Genomic DNA, 14,054 nt, shown 5'->3' with positions numbered 1-14,054 from the left:
CGGCGGGCGGCGGTCATGGGAGCTGAGGCTTCCGTGACCGCCGCCGTTGTTCGACCGGGGCGGGGGCGTTGGTGGTCGGTGGCCGGCCGGGGTCAGCCGGCCGTCGTCAGCTGTGGTGCCAGCAACGCCGGCAGGCGGGTCGTGCGCGGCTTGGCCGGGATTTCGGCGACCGCTCGGGGGAGGGCCTGCTCCACGCCGTGGACCACGGAGAGGTGGCGGTCGGCGCGGCTGAACGCCGTGTAGATCCAGGGGCGGCTCAGGGCCTGGGCCGCGTCGCCCGGGAGGACCACGACCACCGCCGGCCAGCGGATGCCCGCCGCCTGGTGTGCGGTCAGGGCCCAGCCGTGCCGCACGGACTGCTCCACCCGCTCCTTCGGTACGACGACGGGCTCGCCCGCGCAGGTCAGGTGCAGCCCCTCGGCGTCGGCCTTCACCACCTGGCCCGGCACCGTCCGGCCCGGCGCGGGGGAGTAGGCGATGCGGTCACCGGGGTCGAAGCCGCCGAAGCGGCCGGGACCGGGGTTGAGCCGTGCCTTGAGCGCGGCGTTGAGGGCGCGGGTGCCGGCCGCCCCGCCGTGGCCCGGCGTGATCACCTGGGTCTCCTCGGTCGGGACGCCGATCGCGCGGGGCACTGAGTCCGCGACGAGCTGCACGGTACGGTGCACGGCCTCCCCCGCGTCGCGCACCGGCACGATCACGACCTCCTTGCCGGGCGCCTCGACCTGGTTCAGCTCGCCGATGCCGATACCGGACACCAGCTCGCCCAGCGGGCCGGGATCCGGTCGCCGCGAGGCGATCTGCGGGCAGATCCGAGCCGCCAGCAGATCGGCGAACACCCGCCCGGGGCCCGCCGACCACAGCACCGCCGGATCCCCGGCCAGGACCAGCCGGGCCCCGTCCGGCAACGACTCCGTGAGCAGAGCGGCCGTCTCGACGTCCAGCTGCGGCGCGTCCAGCACGACGAGCAGATCGAGGTCGAACGCACCGTCCGCGTCCCGACCCGGCCCTTCGGCACCGGAGAGCAGACCGGCCACCGTGGCGACGCCGGGCGCGGACCCCGCCTGCGTGGGGCTGTCCGGCCGGCCGGAGCCGCTCAGCAACGCCGAGAAGCGCCCCCTGCCGACCGGGCCGTGTGCGGCCGCCCAGGACCGCAGTCCGAGAGCCTGCGCCGTGTGCAGCAGTGCCGCCGGTGCGGCCAGGGACGCCTCCCCGCCGGTGTGGAGGACCAGGCCGTGCGCGGCGACCGTGCGGATCAGGTCGGCGGCGGAGCCCGCGGCGGCCGCGGCCTGCTCCCACTCCTCGGCCGAACCGTCCTGCTTCGGCACCGAGTTGATCAGGCGGGCCAGTCCGTCGGCGAGGCTCTCCTCCGCCAGGGCGTACCGCTCCAGGCCGACGAGGACACGGACGGGCCGTTCCTCGCCCTCCTCCGCCTCGTCGTCTCGCCGGGCCGGGGCGCCGGGCTCGTCCAGGGCGTCCTGGAAGACCAGGGCCTCGCCCTCGGCCAGGGTGTTCTGCACGGCCGTATCGACGTCCGGCACACCCCGCTGGGCCAGGGCGGCGGTGAGCGTCGGCATCTCCAGGGCCGTGTGCCCGGCCAGCGCCGCCTGCTCCAGGAGCCAGACGGTGACCGCCCGGCCACGCCGCTCGTCGTCCGGTCCGCACTCCGCGCCGAGCAGCGCCCGCGCGAACCCGTCGGCCTGCTCCGGCCGTACGCCGCCGACGCGCAGCAACTGCCAGGGATCCGCCCGCAGTTGGTCGCCCGCGCTTTCGCCGAGGACCGCGGCGGCCTGCGGGGCGAGAGCCTCGGGGGCGCCGCCGTCGGCCAGCGCGCGCCGCACGGACTCGACGGTCTCCGGCGCGGGAGCCGCGGGCGCGCCCGGCGTAACGGGCTGCGGCCGGTGTACCGGCTCCGGGGCGGGCCGACGCGGTGGCTCCGGCTCGCTGAACACGGTGGCCGGCGGCTTCGCGCCGCTCTCCACGGCTCGTACGGCGGCGAGCAGATCGGCGGCCGTCCCGCTGAGCTTGGTCCCGCTCTCGACGCGCCCCTTCTCGGCCTTGCGCCGCTCGATCCGCTCCCGCTCGACCCGCTGAGCGGCAAGCTCGGCCTCGGCCTCGGACAACTGCGCCGCGGACGACTCCGTCGGGGAGCCGCCTTCGCCCTCCTGGCCCTCCGACGACTGGGCCCCGCTGTCACCGTCGCCGTCCTCGGCCGCAGAACTCCGGGCCGTGGTGTCGCCGTTGTCGTCGCCGGACTCGCTCGGCTCGGCCGCAGGGCTCTCGCTGTCCCTGCCCGTCGGCCGCGAAGCCGCAGCCTTGCCCCCGGCACCCTCGGTGCCCCCGGCCCCCGGCGTCCCGCCCTCCGGCGCGGCCCCCGGCGTCCCCGGCTCGGTGTCCTCCGTGGTCTCGGGCGGCTCCGTGCTCACAGCGTGCTCCAGTCGTGATCGGGATAGCGGTGCACGGGCGCCGACACGTCGTCGAGCGCCCGGCAGATCTCGTCAGGAAGACTAAGGGCCTCCACTGACAATGCCGCCGTGAGCTGCTGTGCGTTGCGCGCGCCGATGACGGGGGCGGTCACACCGGGCCGGTCGCGGACCCAGGCGAGGGCGACCTGGAGCGGGGTCACCGCCAGCCCGTCGGCCGCGGTCTGCACGGCGTCCACGATGCGGCTCGCGGTGTCGTCGAGGTACGGCGCGACGAAGGGCGCCATATGTTCCGAGGCGCCGCGTGAGTCGGAGGGAGTGGCGTTGCGGTACTTGCCCGTCAGGACGCCACGGCCGAGGGGGGAGGAGGGCAGCAGGCCGATGCCGAGGTCGAGCGCGGCCGGCAGCACCTCGCGTTCCACGCCGCGCTGGAGCAGCGAGTACTCCAGCTGCGTGCTCGCCAGCCGGGTCCGTATCCCCGGCGCCGCGAGCTGCCAGGTCGCCGCCTTGGCGATCTGCCAGCCGCAGAAGTTGGAGACCCCGGCGTAGCGGGCGCGGCCGCTGCTGACCGCCAGGTCGAGGGCCTGGAGGGTTTCCTCCAGCGGGGTGTACGGGTCGAAGGCGTGGATGTGCCAGACGTCGACGTAGTCCGTGCCGAGCCGGGTCAGCGAGGCGTCCAGCGCGGAGAGCAGATGGCCGCGCGAGCCGTCGAAGCGGCGGTCGGGGTCGGGCACGCTGCCCGCCTTCGTCGAGATGACCAGGTCCCGGCGCGGGACCAGTCCTTCTATGAGCCGGCCGAGCAGGTACTCGGCCTCTCCGTCGCCGTACACGTCGGCCGTGTCGACGAGGGTGCCGCCCGCTTCCCAGAACGTCTTCAGGACGTCCGCGGCGTCGTGCTCGTCGGTGTCCCTGCCCCAGGTGAGGGTGCCGAGTCCGATCCGGGACACGCGCAGGCCGGTGCGGCCGAGATGCCTCTGCTCCATGAACGCCGAGATTACTGGCCAGAACCTGCCATGTGGGGGCCTGTGGATAACCAGTTTTCCGGACGGTTACCAGGGAAACCGCGGCCGTCGGGGCGATGCCCGCCACACCGGCCTCCCCGCGAGAGGCGCGCCGCGCTAGGGTCGGCCCCACAAGGGACGTTACTGATCGGTAAGGGGAATCCGCCATGCAGCTCGGGATCAACCTCGGCTACTGGGGTGCCGGAATGGACGCGGACAATCTCGCCGTCGCCCAGGAGGCCGACCGGCTGGGATACGCCGTGTGCTGGGCCGCCGAGGCGTACGGCTCGGACGCGGCCACCGTGCTCTCCTGGGTCGCCGCCCAGACCGAGCGCATCGACGTCGGCTCCGCCATCTTTCAGATCCCGGCCCGCCAGCCGGCGATGACCGCGATGACGGCCGCGACTCTGGACTCGCTCTCCGGCGGCCGCTTCCGGCTCGGCCTCGGCGTCTCCGGACCGCAGGTCTCCGAAGGCTGGTACGGCGTCAAGTTCGACAAGCCGCTGGCACGCACGCGTGAGTACGTCGAGATCGTGCGCAAGGCCATGACGCGTGAACGGCTCACGTACGAGGGCCGGCACTGGACGCTGCCCCTGCCCGGCGGTCCCGGCAAGCCGATCAAGCTGACCGTGCACCCGCAGCGCGAGCACATCCCGCTGTACATCGCCGCCATCGGTCCCAAGAACCTCGAGCAGACCGGTGAGATCGCCGACGGCGCCCTCGTGATCTTCCCCTCCGCCGAGCACCTCGAGGAGACCACGATCAAGCACCTGCGCGCCGGGCGCGAGAAGGCCGGCAAGACCCTCGACGGGTTCGACGTCTGCCCGACGCTCCCGCTGGCCGTCGGCGAGGACAAGGACGTGGCCACGCTCGCCGACACCTTCCGTCCCTACACCGCGCTGTACGTCGGCGGCATGGGCAGCGCCAAGCAGAACTTCTACAACCAGCTCGCGCAGCGCATGGGCTTCGAGGCCGCGGCCGCCGAGGTCCAGGAGAAGTACCTGTCCGGCGACAAGCAGGGCGCCGCGGCCGCCGTCCCGCACGAGCTGATCGACCAGACGACGCTGCTGGGTTCCGTGGACCGCATCGCGGACCGGATGAAGGAGTACGCGGCGGCCGGAGTCACCACCCTCAGCCTCGCTCCCGCGGGCTTCACGCTCGACGAGCGGCTCGCCTCGCTCCGCGCCGGCACCGAGGCCCTGGAGCGCGCCGGACTGGCGTGACGAGGGGAGCAGCACCCGAGAGGGATTTTCTGCGGCCGTGGTGGGGGCTCGGGGGTCTTCCCCGCCACGGCCGTCACGCAGAACAACGCGCGCGTGCCCGCACGGTTACGCCTCCGTCGTGACCCCGGTGGTCATTCTTTCGGCGGAGTTGTCCGACACAGCTGTTGCAGCACCTCTCTCGCAGCATTTGACTCGTTCTTTGCGGAATCCTGCAGAGAGGTGCCTCAGATGCTTTCGGCCAAGAGTCTGTTCCAGGAGATCCTCGACAACGACGAGTCCTTCCGCCTGTTCTGCTCCATCGCGGCCGGCGGGGAGTCCCAGGGCGGCTGGGAGAACGCCCGCATCGCCGCGCTCGTCCCGGAGAGCGAACGGGGCCTCGCACCCAAGATCACCCGGCACGGCGCCGACGAGGACAAGCACGGGCGGATCTTCAACGCCCTGATGAAGAAGCGGGGCGTCGAACCCGTGCCCGTCCCGCCCGAGACCGACTACACGATGCTCCTGGAGAAGCGCGGCATCGGTCTGGCCCACGACAAGCTCAAGAGCGACGAGCCGCTCACCGTCCAGGACATCGTCGTCTACCTGTCGCACAGCAGGGTCACCGAGCAGCGCGCCTCGGAGCAGATGGAGTTGCTGCGCAAGCACTTCGCCGACCACCCCGACCTCGGCCGCGCGGTCAGGATGATCTCCCACGACGAGGACAACCACCTCGCCTACTGCCACGAGGAGTTGCTGCGCTTCGCCGCCCAGGGGCACGGCCGGGCCATCCAGCGCACGCTGCGCGAGTGCGCGCTCGCGGAGATCCGGATCTACCGGGACGTCAGCCTCGCGGTCATGGACCACATGGGGCGCATCCTCGGCTGGCCGTGGGCGAAGGCGGCCGTGCTCGCCGCGGGCATCCACGCGGTGTACGCCTGGGAGCGCCTCGCGGGCTGGCGGCGCATGGTGTCCCTGAAGATGCCGGAACGACGCGACGCGCTCGGCGGACCCGCCACCTCGGCGCCCGAGTTCGCCTGACGCACCGGTCCCGCACCGGTCCCTGCGACCGGCCCCGGCCCCAGCCCGGCTCTACAACCAGCCCCGGCTCTTGAACAGCCGGTACAGCAGCACCTCCAGGGCGGCCAGACCCGCGAGCAGCGCCGGATACGACCACAGCCATCCCGTCTCCGGCATGTGGTCGAAATTCATGCCGTAGATCCCCGCGACCATCGTGGGGATCGCGGCCATGGCCGCCCACGCGGAGATCTTCCGCATGTCGTCGTTCTGCCGGACGCTCATCTGCGCCAGATGCGCCGACAGGACGTCGGAGACGAGCCGGTCCAGGCCCTCCACGGACTCGTTCACGCGCGTGAGGTGGTCGCTCACGTCGCGGAAGAACGGCTGCGCCTTCTCGTGCACGAAGGGCACGCGTGCGCCGAACATGCCCGTGCCCGCGAGCCGGGACAGAGGCTGCGCCAGGGGGCCGGTGGCCCGGCGGAACTCCAGGATCTGCCGCTTGAAGGCGTAGATACGGGACGCCGAGTGCCGGGAGCCGCCGCCGACCGGCGAGAACACCTCCGCCTCCAGCTCCTCCAGGTCGGTGCCCAGCTCGCGCGCCACCTCCACATAGTGGTCGACCACGGCGTCGGCGATCGTGTAGAGCACCGCCGTGGGACCGTGCCGGAGCATCTCGGGCTCATGCTCCAGACGGCGCCGGACCGCCCCGAGGGGCGACTCCACGCCGTGCCGGACCGTCACCACGAACGAGTCGCCGATGAAGACCATGACCTCGCCGGAGGAGACGATGTCGCTCCTCGGCTCGTACCCGACCGGCTTGAGGACCATGAACAGCGAGTCGTCGTACACCTCGAGCTTCGGCCGCTGATGCGCCTTGAGGGCGTCCTCGACGGCCAGCGGATGCAGCCCGAACTCCTGCGTGACCCGGTCGAACTCGTTCTCCGTGGGCTCGTACAGGCCGATCCAGACGAACGCGTCGTCCTGCAGACGGCACAGACCCAGGGCGTCGGAGAAGTCGTCCGGCCCCTCGGTCCGGCGCCCTTCGCGGTAGATGGCGCAGTCGACGATCACGGAGCGTATTCTCCCGCCGTCCAGAGGCAAACGCACCCCGTCGTGCGCCTACGCTGGGCGGCATGCCCACGCTGATCCTGGTCCGGCACGGACGTTCCACCGCCAACACCGAGGGGGTGCTCGCCGGGTGGACGCCCGGCGTCGCCCTCGACGAGCGCGGCGCCGCGCAGGCCGCCGCACTGCCCGGGCGGCTCGCCGAGCTGCCGATCTCCGAGGTCGTCAGCAGCCCCCTGCAGCGCTGTCAGGAGACGCTCGCCCCGCTGCTCGAGGCCCGCCCCGGCCTGCGCGCCCACACCGACGAGCGGATCGGGGAGTGCCACTACGGCGACTGGTCCGGCCGCAAGCTCGCCGAGCTGGGGGACGAACCGCTGATGCAGGTCGTCCAGGCGCATCCCTCGGCGGCCGCGTTCCCCGGCGGTGAGTCGATGCGGGCGATGCAGACCCGCGCCGCCGAGGCCGTACGCGAGTGGAACGCGCGCGTGGAGCGCGATCACGGCGCCGACGCCGTGTATCTGATGTGCTCGCACGGCGACATCATCAAGTCCCTCGTCGCGGACGCACTCGGTCTTCATCTCGACCTCTTCCAGAGGATTTCCGTTGAACCGTGTTCCATCACCGCGATCCGCTACACACGCCTGAGGCCGTTCCTCGTACGCCTCGGGGACACCGGTGATTTCGCCTCCCTCGCGCCCCGAGAGGAACCGCCCGCCGACGACGCGACGGTCGGGGGCGGCGCGGGCGCACCGTGATCGTCCGGCGCAGTAGGGTGAAGCGGTCGAAGCAGCGCCGTACACACGATTTCGTCGTACTCAGATTCGCCGTACTCACGATTCCCATGGAGACAGGACGTGTCCCGTCAGGTGTTCCTCTACGACCCCCCGGACCGCTTCGTGGCCGGTACGGTCGGGCTTCCCGGACGCCGTACGTTCTTCCTCCAGGCCACCGCAGGCTCCCGGGTGACCAGCGTGGCCCTGGAGAAGACCCAGGTCGCTGCCCTCGCCGAGCGCATGGACGAGTTGCTCGACGAGGTCGTACGGCGTAGTGGCGGCAGCGCCGCCGTCCCCGCCGTGGCGCCCACCGAGATTTCCGACACCGCCCCGCTGGAGACCCCCGTCGAGGAGGAGTTCCGCGTCGGCACCATGGCGCTCGCCTGGGACGGCGAGGAGCAGCGCATGATCGTCGAGGCGCAGGCCCTCGTCGAGCTCGACGCCGACTCCGAGGAGGACCTCGCGGAGGCCGAGGAGCGGCTGCTGCAGGACGAGGAGAACGGGCCCCCGATGCTGCGGGTCCGGCTCACCGGCGCCCAGGCGAGGGCCTTCGCCAAGCGCGCCCTGGACGTCGTCAACGCCGGACGGCCGCCGTGCCCGCTGTGCAGCCTCCCCCTCGACCCGGAAGGACACGTATGTCCGCGCCAGAACGGATACCGCCGCGGAGCGTGACGCCGGTGGACCTGCTCGCCGAGGGCGAGCTGACCGTGCGCGGACGGATCCGCGAGGCGTCCAACGCGGCGCTGTTCTGCACGGTCGCGTATGAGGGGCGGGAGGCGTCCTGCGTCTACAAGCCGGTCGCCGGTGAGCGGCCGCTGTGGGACTTCCCCGACGGGACGCTCGCGCAGCGCGAGGTCGCCGCGTACGAGGTCTCCGAGGCGACCGGCTGGGGGCTCGTACCGCCCACCGTGCTGCGGGACGGTCCGTACGGCGAGGGCATGGTCCAGCTGTGGATCGACGTGACGCCCGAGGCCGAACTGCTCGCCCTGGTCGACGGCGAGGAGCCCGAGCCGGGCTGGAAGGCGATCGGCTTCGCCGAGGTGGGCGAGGGGAAGACCGCGCTGCTGGTGCACGCCGACGACGAGCGGCTGCGGCGGCTCGCGGTCCTGGACGCCGTGATCAACAACGCCGACCGCAAGGGCGGGCACCTGCTGCCCACCGAGGGTGGCCGGCTGTACGGCATCGACCACGGGGTCGCGTTCAACGTCGAGAACAAACTGCGGACGCTGCTGTGGGGGTGGGCGGGGGAGCCGCTGACGGCGGAGGCGGTCGAGGTGCTCGGCTCCCTGCGGACAGGGCTGAAGGAGGGCGGTGAGCTGGCCGGACGCCTGGCCGGGCTGATCACCGCCGCCGAGGTGGAGGCCACACGCGCGCGTGTCGAGGCGCTGCTGGCGTCCGGGAAGCATCCGGAACCGAGCGGGGAGTGGCCGGCGATTCCCTGGCCGCCAGTGTGAGGGCGCCGGGCGCGGGGGTCGGCGTCGGGTGGGGTCCCTCGCCCGCGCTTGCTGTGCAAGCACACTGGTAAGTGCTGCGCAAGACCGCATTCCCGGCCACCCGGCCCGGTCCGGTTCGTATCCGGAACATCCGTCCGGTTAGGCTCATGACATGTATGCCTGGCCCGCTTCTGAGGTCCCCGCCCTGCCTGGTCAGGGCCGCGACCTGAGGATCCACGACACCGCGACCGGCGGTCTGGTCACCCTCGACCCCGGTCCCGTCGCCCGTATCTACGTCTGCGGCATCACCCCGTACGACGCGACCCACCTGGGTCACGCGGCGACCTACAACGCGTTCGACCTCGTGCAGCGCGTGTGGCTCGACACCAAGCGGCAGGTTCACTACGTCCAGAACGTCACCGACGTCGACGATCCGCTGCTGGAGCGGGCCGAGCGCGACAACATCGACTGGGTCGCCCTCGCCGAGAAGGAGACCGCCCTCTTCCGCGAGGACATGACCGCCCTGCGCATGCTGCCCCCGCAGCACTACATCGGCGCCGTCGAGGCCATACCCGGCATCGTGCCGCTCGTCGAGCGCCTGCGGGACGCCGGCGCCGCGTACGAGCTCGAAGGGGACATCTACTTCTCCGTCGAGTCCGACCCCGACTTCGGCAAGGTGTCGGGCCTCGACGCCGCCGCGATGCGACTGCTGTCCGCCGAGCGCGGCGGCGACCCGGACCGTGCGGGCAAGAAGAACCCGCTCGACCCGATGCTGTGGATGGCCGCCCGCGAGGGCGAGCCCAGCTGGGACGGCGGTTCGCTCGGACGCGGCCGGCCCGGCTGGCACATCGAGTGCGTCGCCATCGCCCTCGACCACCTCGGCATGACCTTCGACGTCCAGGGCGGCGGCTCCGACCTCGCCTTCCCGCACCACGAGATGGGTGCCTCGCACGCCCAGGTGCTGACCGGCGAGTTCCCCATGGCCAAGGCGTACGTCCACGCCGGCATGGTCGCCCTGCACGGCGAGAAGATGTCCAAGTCCAAGGGGAATCTGGTCTTCGTGTCGCAGCTGCGGCGCGAGGGCGTCGACCCCGCCGCCATACGGCTCGCCCTCCTCGCCCACCACTACCGGGCCGACTGGGAGTGGACCGACCAGGTGCTCGAGGACGCCCTCGCCCGGCTCGACCGGTGGCGTGCCGCCGTGTCCCGCCCCGATGGGCCGGACGCCGAAGCGCTCGTCGAGGAGATCCGCGAGGCGCTCGCGAACGACCTGGACGCCCCGGCCGCGCTCGCCGCGGTCGACCGCTGGGTCGAGCTCCAGCACGAGCAGGGCGGCACGGACACCGGCGCCCCCGGTGTCGTGTCGCGGGCCGTGGACGCGCTGATGGGCGTGGCCCTGTAGGCGCCTGAGAACGAGAGAGGGGCGCTTCCTCCCCCACGGAGGAAGCGCCCCTTTGGTTCATGTGCCGGTCAGATGGCTGCTGCGCCGGTCAGATCCTGCGGATCTGGATGCTCCGCAGGACCAGCGGCCGGCTGCTGTCCCACACGCCGATGACCTGGTGACCGAACGCGAAGGCCTCCTGGACCTGGTCGTGGGTCTGCGGGTTCGGGTTGTTGAAGACCCGGAACACGTTGTCGATGCGCAGGAAGATCTGCGAGGGCTGCCCCGGCAGGGGCTGGACGATGTCGATGTAGCCGTTCGCGATACCGGCCTGCAGGACCTCCGTCTGGACCTGCTGGACCGCGGCCTGCGTGACCTGCTGCATCAGCTGGAGCACCTGCTGCTCGGCCTGCTGTTGCTGCTGGTCGCCCTGGAGCGGTTGGCCGTAGCCCTGCTGCTGTCCGAGCTGCTGCAGCAGCTGCTGGAACGGCTGCTGCTGCCCGAGCTGCTGGAGCTGCTCCAGGGAGCCGCTCATGCCGTACGGCTGCTGCCGGCCGAGGCCCTGCAGCTGGCCGTAGCCCTGCTGACCGAACGGCTGCTGCTGGTACGGCGACGTGCTCGGGAACTGCTGGCCCTGCTGTTGTCCCATGTGACTCATCTGCGGGGTGGTGCTCATGCGGGTGTCACCTTCCCTTGATGTGATGGGCTGCGTCAGCCGGTGATCACCAGGCCGACGATCTCGTCGTCCGAGAACCACACTCGGACATCGGGCCGTCCCCCCGCGAAGGCGGTGTGGACCGCCTGGCGGATCTCCGGGGACGGATGATTGAGGTTGCGCCACTCGCCGGCCACGAACAGCCGGAGCCTGGGCGGAAGTTCACGCGGATACGGCAGCAGCTCGTCCCAGTACCGCTCGGCCTTGCCCGAGCCGACCGCCTGCGGCACCAGATGGGTGACCGCCGCCTTGATGTCGGGCCGGTTGCCGATCCGCTGGGAGGCGGGCCGGCCCGGGGCGTCCTGCTGCGGGGATCCGGTGGCCCGCAGGACCGCGCGGGCACGTTCCGGGGACATCGGCTGCTGGCCGGCTGTCTTGAGCATCCCCTGCAGCGCGGCCAGCGCGCCGACCACGACTGGGGAGGCGGACGACGTCCCCGAGAACGTGTCGGTGTACCAGGCGATCTCCTCGGGCCCGCCCTGCAGGTCGCCGGGTTTGTCCCAGAAGCCGCCGGTGGTCGTCACCTCGCGTCCCCAGCCCTGCGCGTCCACGCGGGCGCCGTAGTTGGAGAACGCGAGCCGTGAGCGGTCCGGGCCGTGGTCGCGGCCGTGCGTGCCGGGCGGCGGGGCGCCCGCGCCGACCAGGACGGCGCCGGAGGACGGGTTGGACGGGTTGAACGGGTTGCGCCACGACTCCGGGAAGTCGTCGGGGCGGCGCTCGTAGAGCGCGTCGTCGAGGGACTCGGCGCCGTTGCCCGCCGCGGCCACCACGAGGATGCCCTTGGCGGTGGCGTAGCGGACGGCGGCGAGGTCGTCCGGCCACCACTCGAGCGCGATGTAGCCGCGCTGGTCGTCGCGGTCGGCGTACTCGAACCGGGGCCCGGGGCGGTGCAGTTCGATCAGCACGATGTCGCCGGGGCCGAGCCGGTCCGCCGCCGCGTGGATCGCGGCCGCCGTGCCGATGCCCTGGAAGGACGCGGCCGCGGTCACCGTGTCCGGCACGATGCCGGTGATGCCGTACTCGCCCCGGTCACCGCCGATCACCCCGATCACGGCGGTGCCGTGGTTGCGCCAGGCGAGGTCGGCCAGCGGGGTCCCGACGACGACGCCGGCCAGCTTGGCCGCCAGGTCCTCGTGGCCCAGCTGCCAGGAGCCCTCCACGTCGATCACGGTCACGCCCTGACCGGTGCCGCCGGGACGCTGCCAGGCCCAGTGGGCGTCGATGCCCTCGGGCGCGGGCCGCAGATAGCCCTGCCGGCCGCTGTAGTCGGGCGTGACCGGCGCGCCCTCCTTCAGACGCCTGCCGTCCTCGCCGACCTGCCCGATCGAGGCCGGTACCGCGCCCGGCTTCACATACGCCGTGTCGATCCCGGGCAGCGCGGCGATGCGGGCCCGCAGCTCCTCGGCGCGGCTCTCCCCGCCGCGCGCCCGGTAGAACAGCGCGAGGTCGGGCACGTCCTCGGCGCCGGTGGCCTGCTGGAGTCGCTCCTCGCTGCCGAACAGCGGCTCCAGCGCGAGTTGTTCGTCACTGAGGAACATGTTCAGGGCCGACACATCGGCGCCCGCCGCCGACCGGACGCCCTCGGCCTGGGCCCGCAGCCGGGCCTCGGGACGGGCGACGACGATCAGTTCCTGCTCGGCTCCTCGATAGGTGAATCCCGCTCCGTCGGGCCCCGGCCCGGACGCTCCCGGGCCCTGCGCCGGCTGTGCCTGGTCGGTCATCGTCTGCCGCTCCCTTCGGTTCCTGCGGGTACCAAGTGCGGGTGGTGCGGCGCGCCTTCGGTGGAACAACCAAGCACGCCCGGACCGGTCCGTCCAGACTTATTTCGCCAAGTCGGTTTTGGAACAAGTTGAATTGGGCAACGTGTGCAATCCGGCCTGAAAGAGGTGTCACGCCATATACGGGCCAGATGTGTCCAGTCGCTGTCGAGAGGCTGTCTACGGCTGCGGAGGTGCTCGGCGTGTGGTGGGGTGGAGGAGTCAGTTGACCGTTGGACCAGCTGTTGGCCGGTCCTGTCCGCGGAAGGACGCACAGTGGCCCCCGAACACCGCTCCTTCGCACCTCATCCCACCCGCCGCAGACTCCTCACGGCCGGCGCCGCCACCGCCGGTGCCGTACTCGTCGGGTCCGCCGGCACCCCCGCCGCGGCGGCCGGAACAGCCGCAAAGACACAGCCCTCCGTGATCCACCTCCCGGACGGCTTCCGCCCGGAGGGCATCACCATCGGCTGCGGACCGTATGCCTACCTCGGCTCGCTCGGCGACGGCTCGATCTACCGCGCCGACCTGCGCACCGGAGAGGGCGGCATCATCTCCACCGGCCCGGGCACGCCCTCGGTCGGCCTCAAACTCGACGACCGGGGACGCCTGTTCGTCGCAGGACGCGGCCAGGGCGCCCGCGTCGTGGACGCCCGCACCGGCGCGATCCTCGCCTCCTACGTCCTCACCACGGCGACCCCGACCTTCGCCAACGACGTGTTCCTGACCCCGCGCACGGCCTGGTTCACCGACTCCTACCAGCCCGCGCTGTACGCCCTGCCCCTCGGCCGGCACGGCGAACTGCCGGACGCGGACGACGTGGTGACGATCACGCTGAGCGGCGACTGGAGCCAGGTCGCCGGCGAGGTCGTGAACGCCAACGGCATCACCCGTACCCCCGACGGCTCAGCCCTCCTCGTCGTGCAGTCCGGGGTCGGCGGCCTGCACCGCGTGAACCCGCGCACCGGCGTCACCGAACTCGTCGACCTCGGCGACGCGGCCCCGCTCACCAACGGCGACGGCCTGCTGCTGACCGGGCGGACGCTGTACGTCGTGCAGAACCGCCAGAACGCGATCGACGTGTTCCAGCTGGCCGCCGACGGCCGCAGCGGCGTCTTCCAGCGCCGCATCACCGACCCGCTCTTCGACGTGCCGACCACAGTGGCCGCCCACCAGGGCCGCCTCTACCTGCCCAACGCGCGCTTCACCACGACACCGACGCCTGAGACGACGTACGACGTGATCTCCGTGCCGGCCTGACGAGCCCCGTCCCCGCGGGACGGACGAGGG

12 protein-coding genes are annotated in these 14,054 nt (G+C 72.2%); 7 read left to right on the top strand and 5 right to left on the bottom strand.

Going from position 1 to position 14,054, the window contains the following annotated elements:
- Window positions 1-92: 92 nt before the first annotated feature.
- Both ADL12_RS11960 and ADL12_RS11955 read right to left on the bottom strand, forming a co-directional pair.
- Complete coding sequence (locus tag ADL12_RS11960) at window positions 93-2,423, bottom strand: helix-hairpin-helix domain-containing protein (protein WP_062701381.1); 2,331 nt, start codon at window positions 2,421-2,423, stop codon at window positions 93-95.
- Window positions 2,420-3,403, bottom strand: a complete 984-nt coding sequence (locus ADL12_RS11955; protein ID WP_062701379.1) for an aldo/keto reductase — start codon at window positions 3,401-3,403, stop codon at window positions 2,420-2,422. The genes ADL12_RS11960 and ADL12_RS11955 overlap by 4 nt, the downstream gene beginning before the upstream one ends.
- A 185-nt stretch (window positions 3,404-3,588) precedes the next feature.
- Here ADL12_RS11955 and ADL12_RS11950 point away from each other — a divergent pair, with 185 nt between their 5' ends.
- Complete coding sequence (locus ADL12_RS11950) at window positions 3,589-4,644, top strand: LLM class F420-dependent oxidoreductase (RefSeq protein WP_062701377.1); 1,056 nt, start codon at window positions 3,589-3,591, stop codon at window positions 4,642-4,644.
- Between the two features lie 228 nt (window positions 4,645-4,872).
- A complete protein-coding gene (locus ADL12_RS11945) occupies window positions 4,873-5,661 on the top strand; it encodes a hypothetical protein (protein WP_062701375.1) in 789 nt (262 codons plus the stop codon).
- Between the two features lie 51 nt (window positions 5,662-5,712).
- Here ADL12_RS11945 and ADL12_RS11940 read toward each other — a convergent pair whose 3' ends face one another.
- Window positions 5,713-6,711, bottom strand: a complete 999-nt coding sequence (locus ADL12_RS11940; protein WP_062701373.1) for a magnesium and cobalt transport protein CorA — start codon at window positions 6,709-6,711, stop codon at window positions 5,713-5,715.
- Window positions 6,712-6,773: 62 nt separating this feature from the next.
- On the opposite strand from ADL12_RS11940, the gene ADL12_RS11935 reads away from it, so the two are divergent.
- The 4 genes from ADL12_RS11935 (at window position 6,774) to mshC (ending at window position 10,313) form a co-directional block, all read left to right on the top strand.
- Window positions 6,774-7,460 (top strand): histidine phosphatase family protein, encoded by a 687-nt coding sequence (locus ADL12_RS11935; protein ID WP_062701371.1) that lies wholly within the window; start codon window positions 6,774-6,776, stop codon window positions 7,458-7,460.
- Between the two features lie 99 nt (window positions 7,461-7,559).
- The gene (locus ADL12_RS11930) at window positions 7,560-8,150 is read left to right on the top strand and encodes a DUF3090 domain-containing protein (RefSeq protein WP_062701369.1); all 591 of its coding nucleotides are present in this window, start codon (window positions 7,560-7,562) and stop codon (window positions 8,148-8,150) included.
- Window positions 8,114-8,932: an SCO1664 family protein gene (locus tag ADL12_RS11925; RefSeq protein WP_079051984.1), complete on the top strand. Its 819-nt coding sequence runs from the start codon at window positions 8,114-8,116 to the stop codon at window positions 8,930-8,932. Before ADL12_RS11930 ends, ADL12_RS11925 begins: the two co-directional genes overlap by 37 nt.
- A gap of 151 nt (window positions 8,933-9,083) precedes the next feature.
- Window positions 9,084-10,313, top strand: a complete 1,230-nt coding sequence (gene mshC, locus ADL12_RS11920) for a cysteine--1-D-myo-inosityl 2-amino-2-deoxy-alpha-D-glucopyranoside ligase (RefSeq protein ID WP_062701365.1) — start codon at window positions 9,084-9,086, stop codon at window positions 10,311-10,313.
- An 88-nt stretch (window positions 10,314-10,401) separates the two neighbouring features.
- On the opposite strand, the gene ADL12_RS11915 is transcribed toward mshC, so the two are convergent.
- Window positions 10,402-10,968, bottom strand: a complete 567-nt coding sequence (locus tag ADL12_RS11915) for a hypothetical protein (protein WP_062701363.1) — start codon at window positions 10,966-10,968, stop codon at window positions 10,402-10,404.
- Window positions 10,969-11,003: 35 nt separating this feature from the next.
- Entirely contained in the window at window positions 11,004-12,728 is a 1,725-nt protein-coding gene (locus ADL12_RS11910; RefSeq protein WP_062701361.1) for a S8 family peptidase, read from the bottom strand.
- 312 nt (window positions 12,729-13,040) lie between these two features.
- Here ADL12_RS11910 and ADL12_RS11905 point away from each other — a divergent pair, with 312 nt between their 5' ends.
- Window positions 13,041-14,024, top strand: coding sequence for an SMP-30/gluconolactonase/LRE family protein (locus ADL12_RS11905; RefSeq protein ID WP_062701359.1), 984 nt, complete (start codon window positions 13,041-13,043; stop codon window positions 14,022-14,024).
- The last annotated feature ends 30 nt before the right edge of the window (window positions 14,025-14,054 follow it).

Source organism: Streptomyces regalis (assembly GCF_001509475.1).
GTDB lineage: Bacteria > Actinomycetota > Actinomycetes > Streptomycetales > Streptomycetaceae > Streptomyces > Streptomyces regalis.
Note: the sequence above shows the minus strand (reverse complement) of the source record. Positions and strands in the feature narration are given on the sequence as shown.

What these genes read in the sequence shown, in the direction of transcription:
- ADL12_RS11955 (WP_062701379.1), bottom strand. Translation starts at nt 3,403, where the DNA reads ATGGAGCAGAGGCATCTCGGCCGCACCGGCCTGCGCGTGTCCCGGATC.
- ADL12_RS11950 (WP_062701377.1), top strand. Translation starts at nt 3,589, where the DNA reads ATGCAGCTCGGGATCAACCTCGGCTACTGGGGTGCCGGAATGGACGCG.
- ADL12_RS11945 (WP_062701375.1), top strand. Translation starts at nt 4,873, where the DNA reads ATGCTTTCGGCCAAGAGTCTGTTCCAGGAGATCCTCGACAACGACGAG.
- ADL12_RS11935 (WP_062701371.1), top strand. Translation starts at nt 6,774, where the DNA reads ATGCCCACGCTGATCCTGGTCCGGCACGGACGTTCCACCGCCAACACC.
- ADL12_RS11925 (WP_079051984.1), top strand. Translation starts at nt 8,114, where the DNA reads ATGTCCGCGCCAGAACGGATACCGCCGCGGAGCGTGACGCCGGTGGAC.
- mshC (WP_062701365.1), top strand. Translation starts at nt 9,084, where the DNA reads ATGTATGCCTGGCCCGCTTCTGAGGTCCCCGCCCTGCCTGGTCAGGGC.
- ADL12_RS11915 (WP_062701363.1), bottom strand. Translation starts at nt 10,968, where the DNA reads ATGAGCACCACCCCGCAGATGAGTCACATGGGACAACAGCAGGGCCAG.
- ADL12_RS11910 (WP_062701361.1), bottom strand. Translation starts at nt 12,728, where the DNA reads ATGACCGACCAGGCACAGCCGGCGCAGGGCCCGGGAGCGTCCGGGCCG.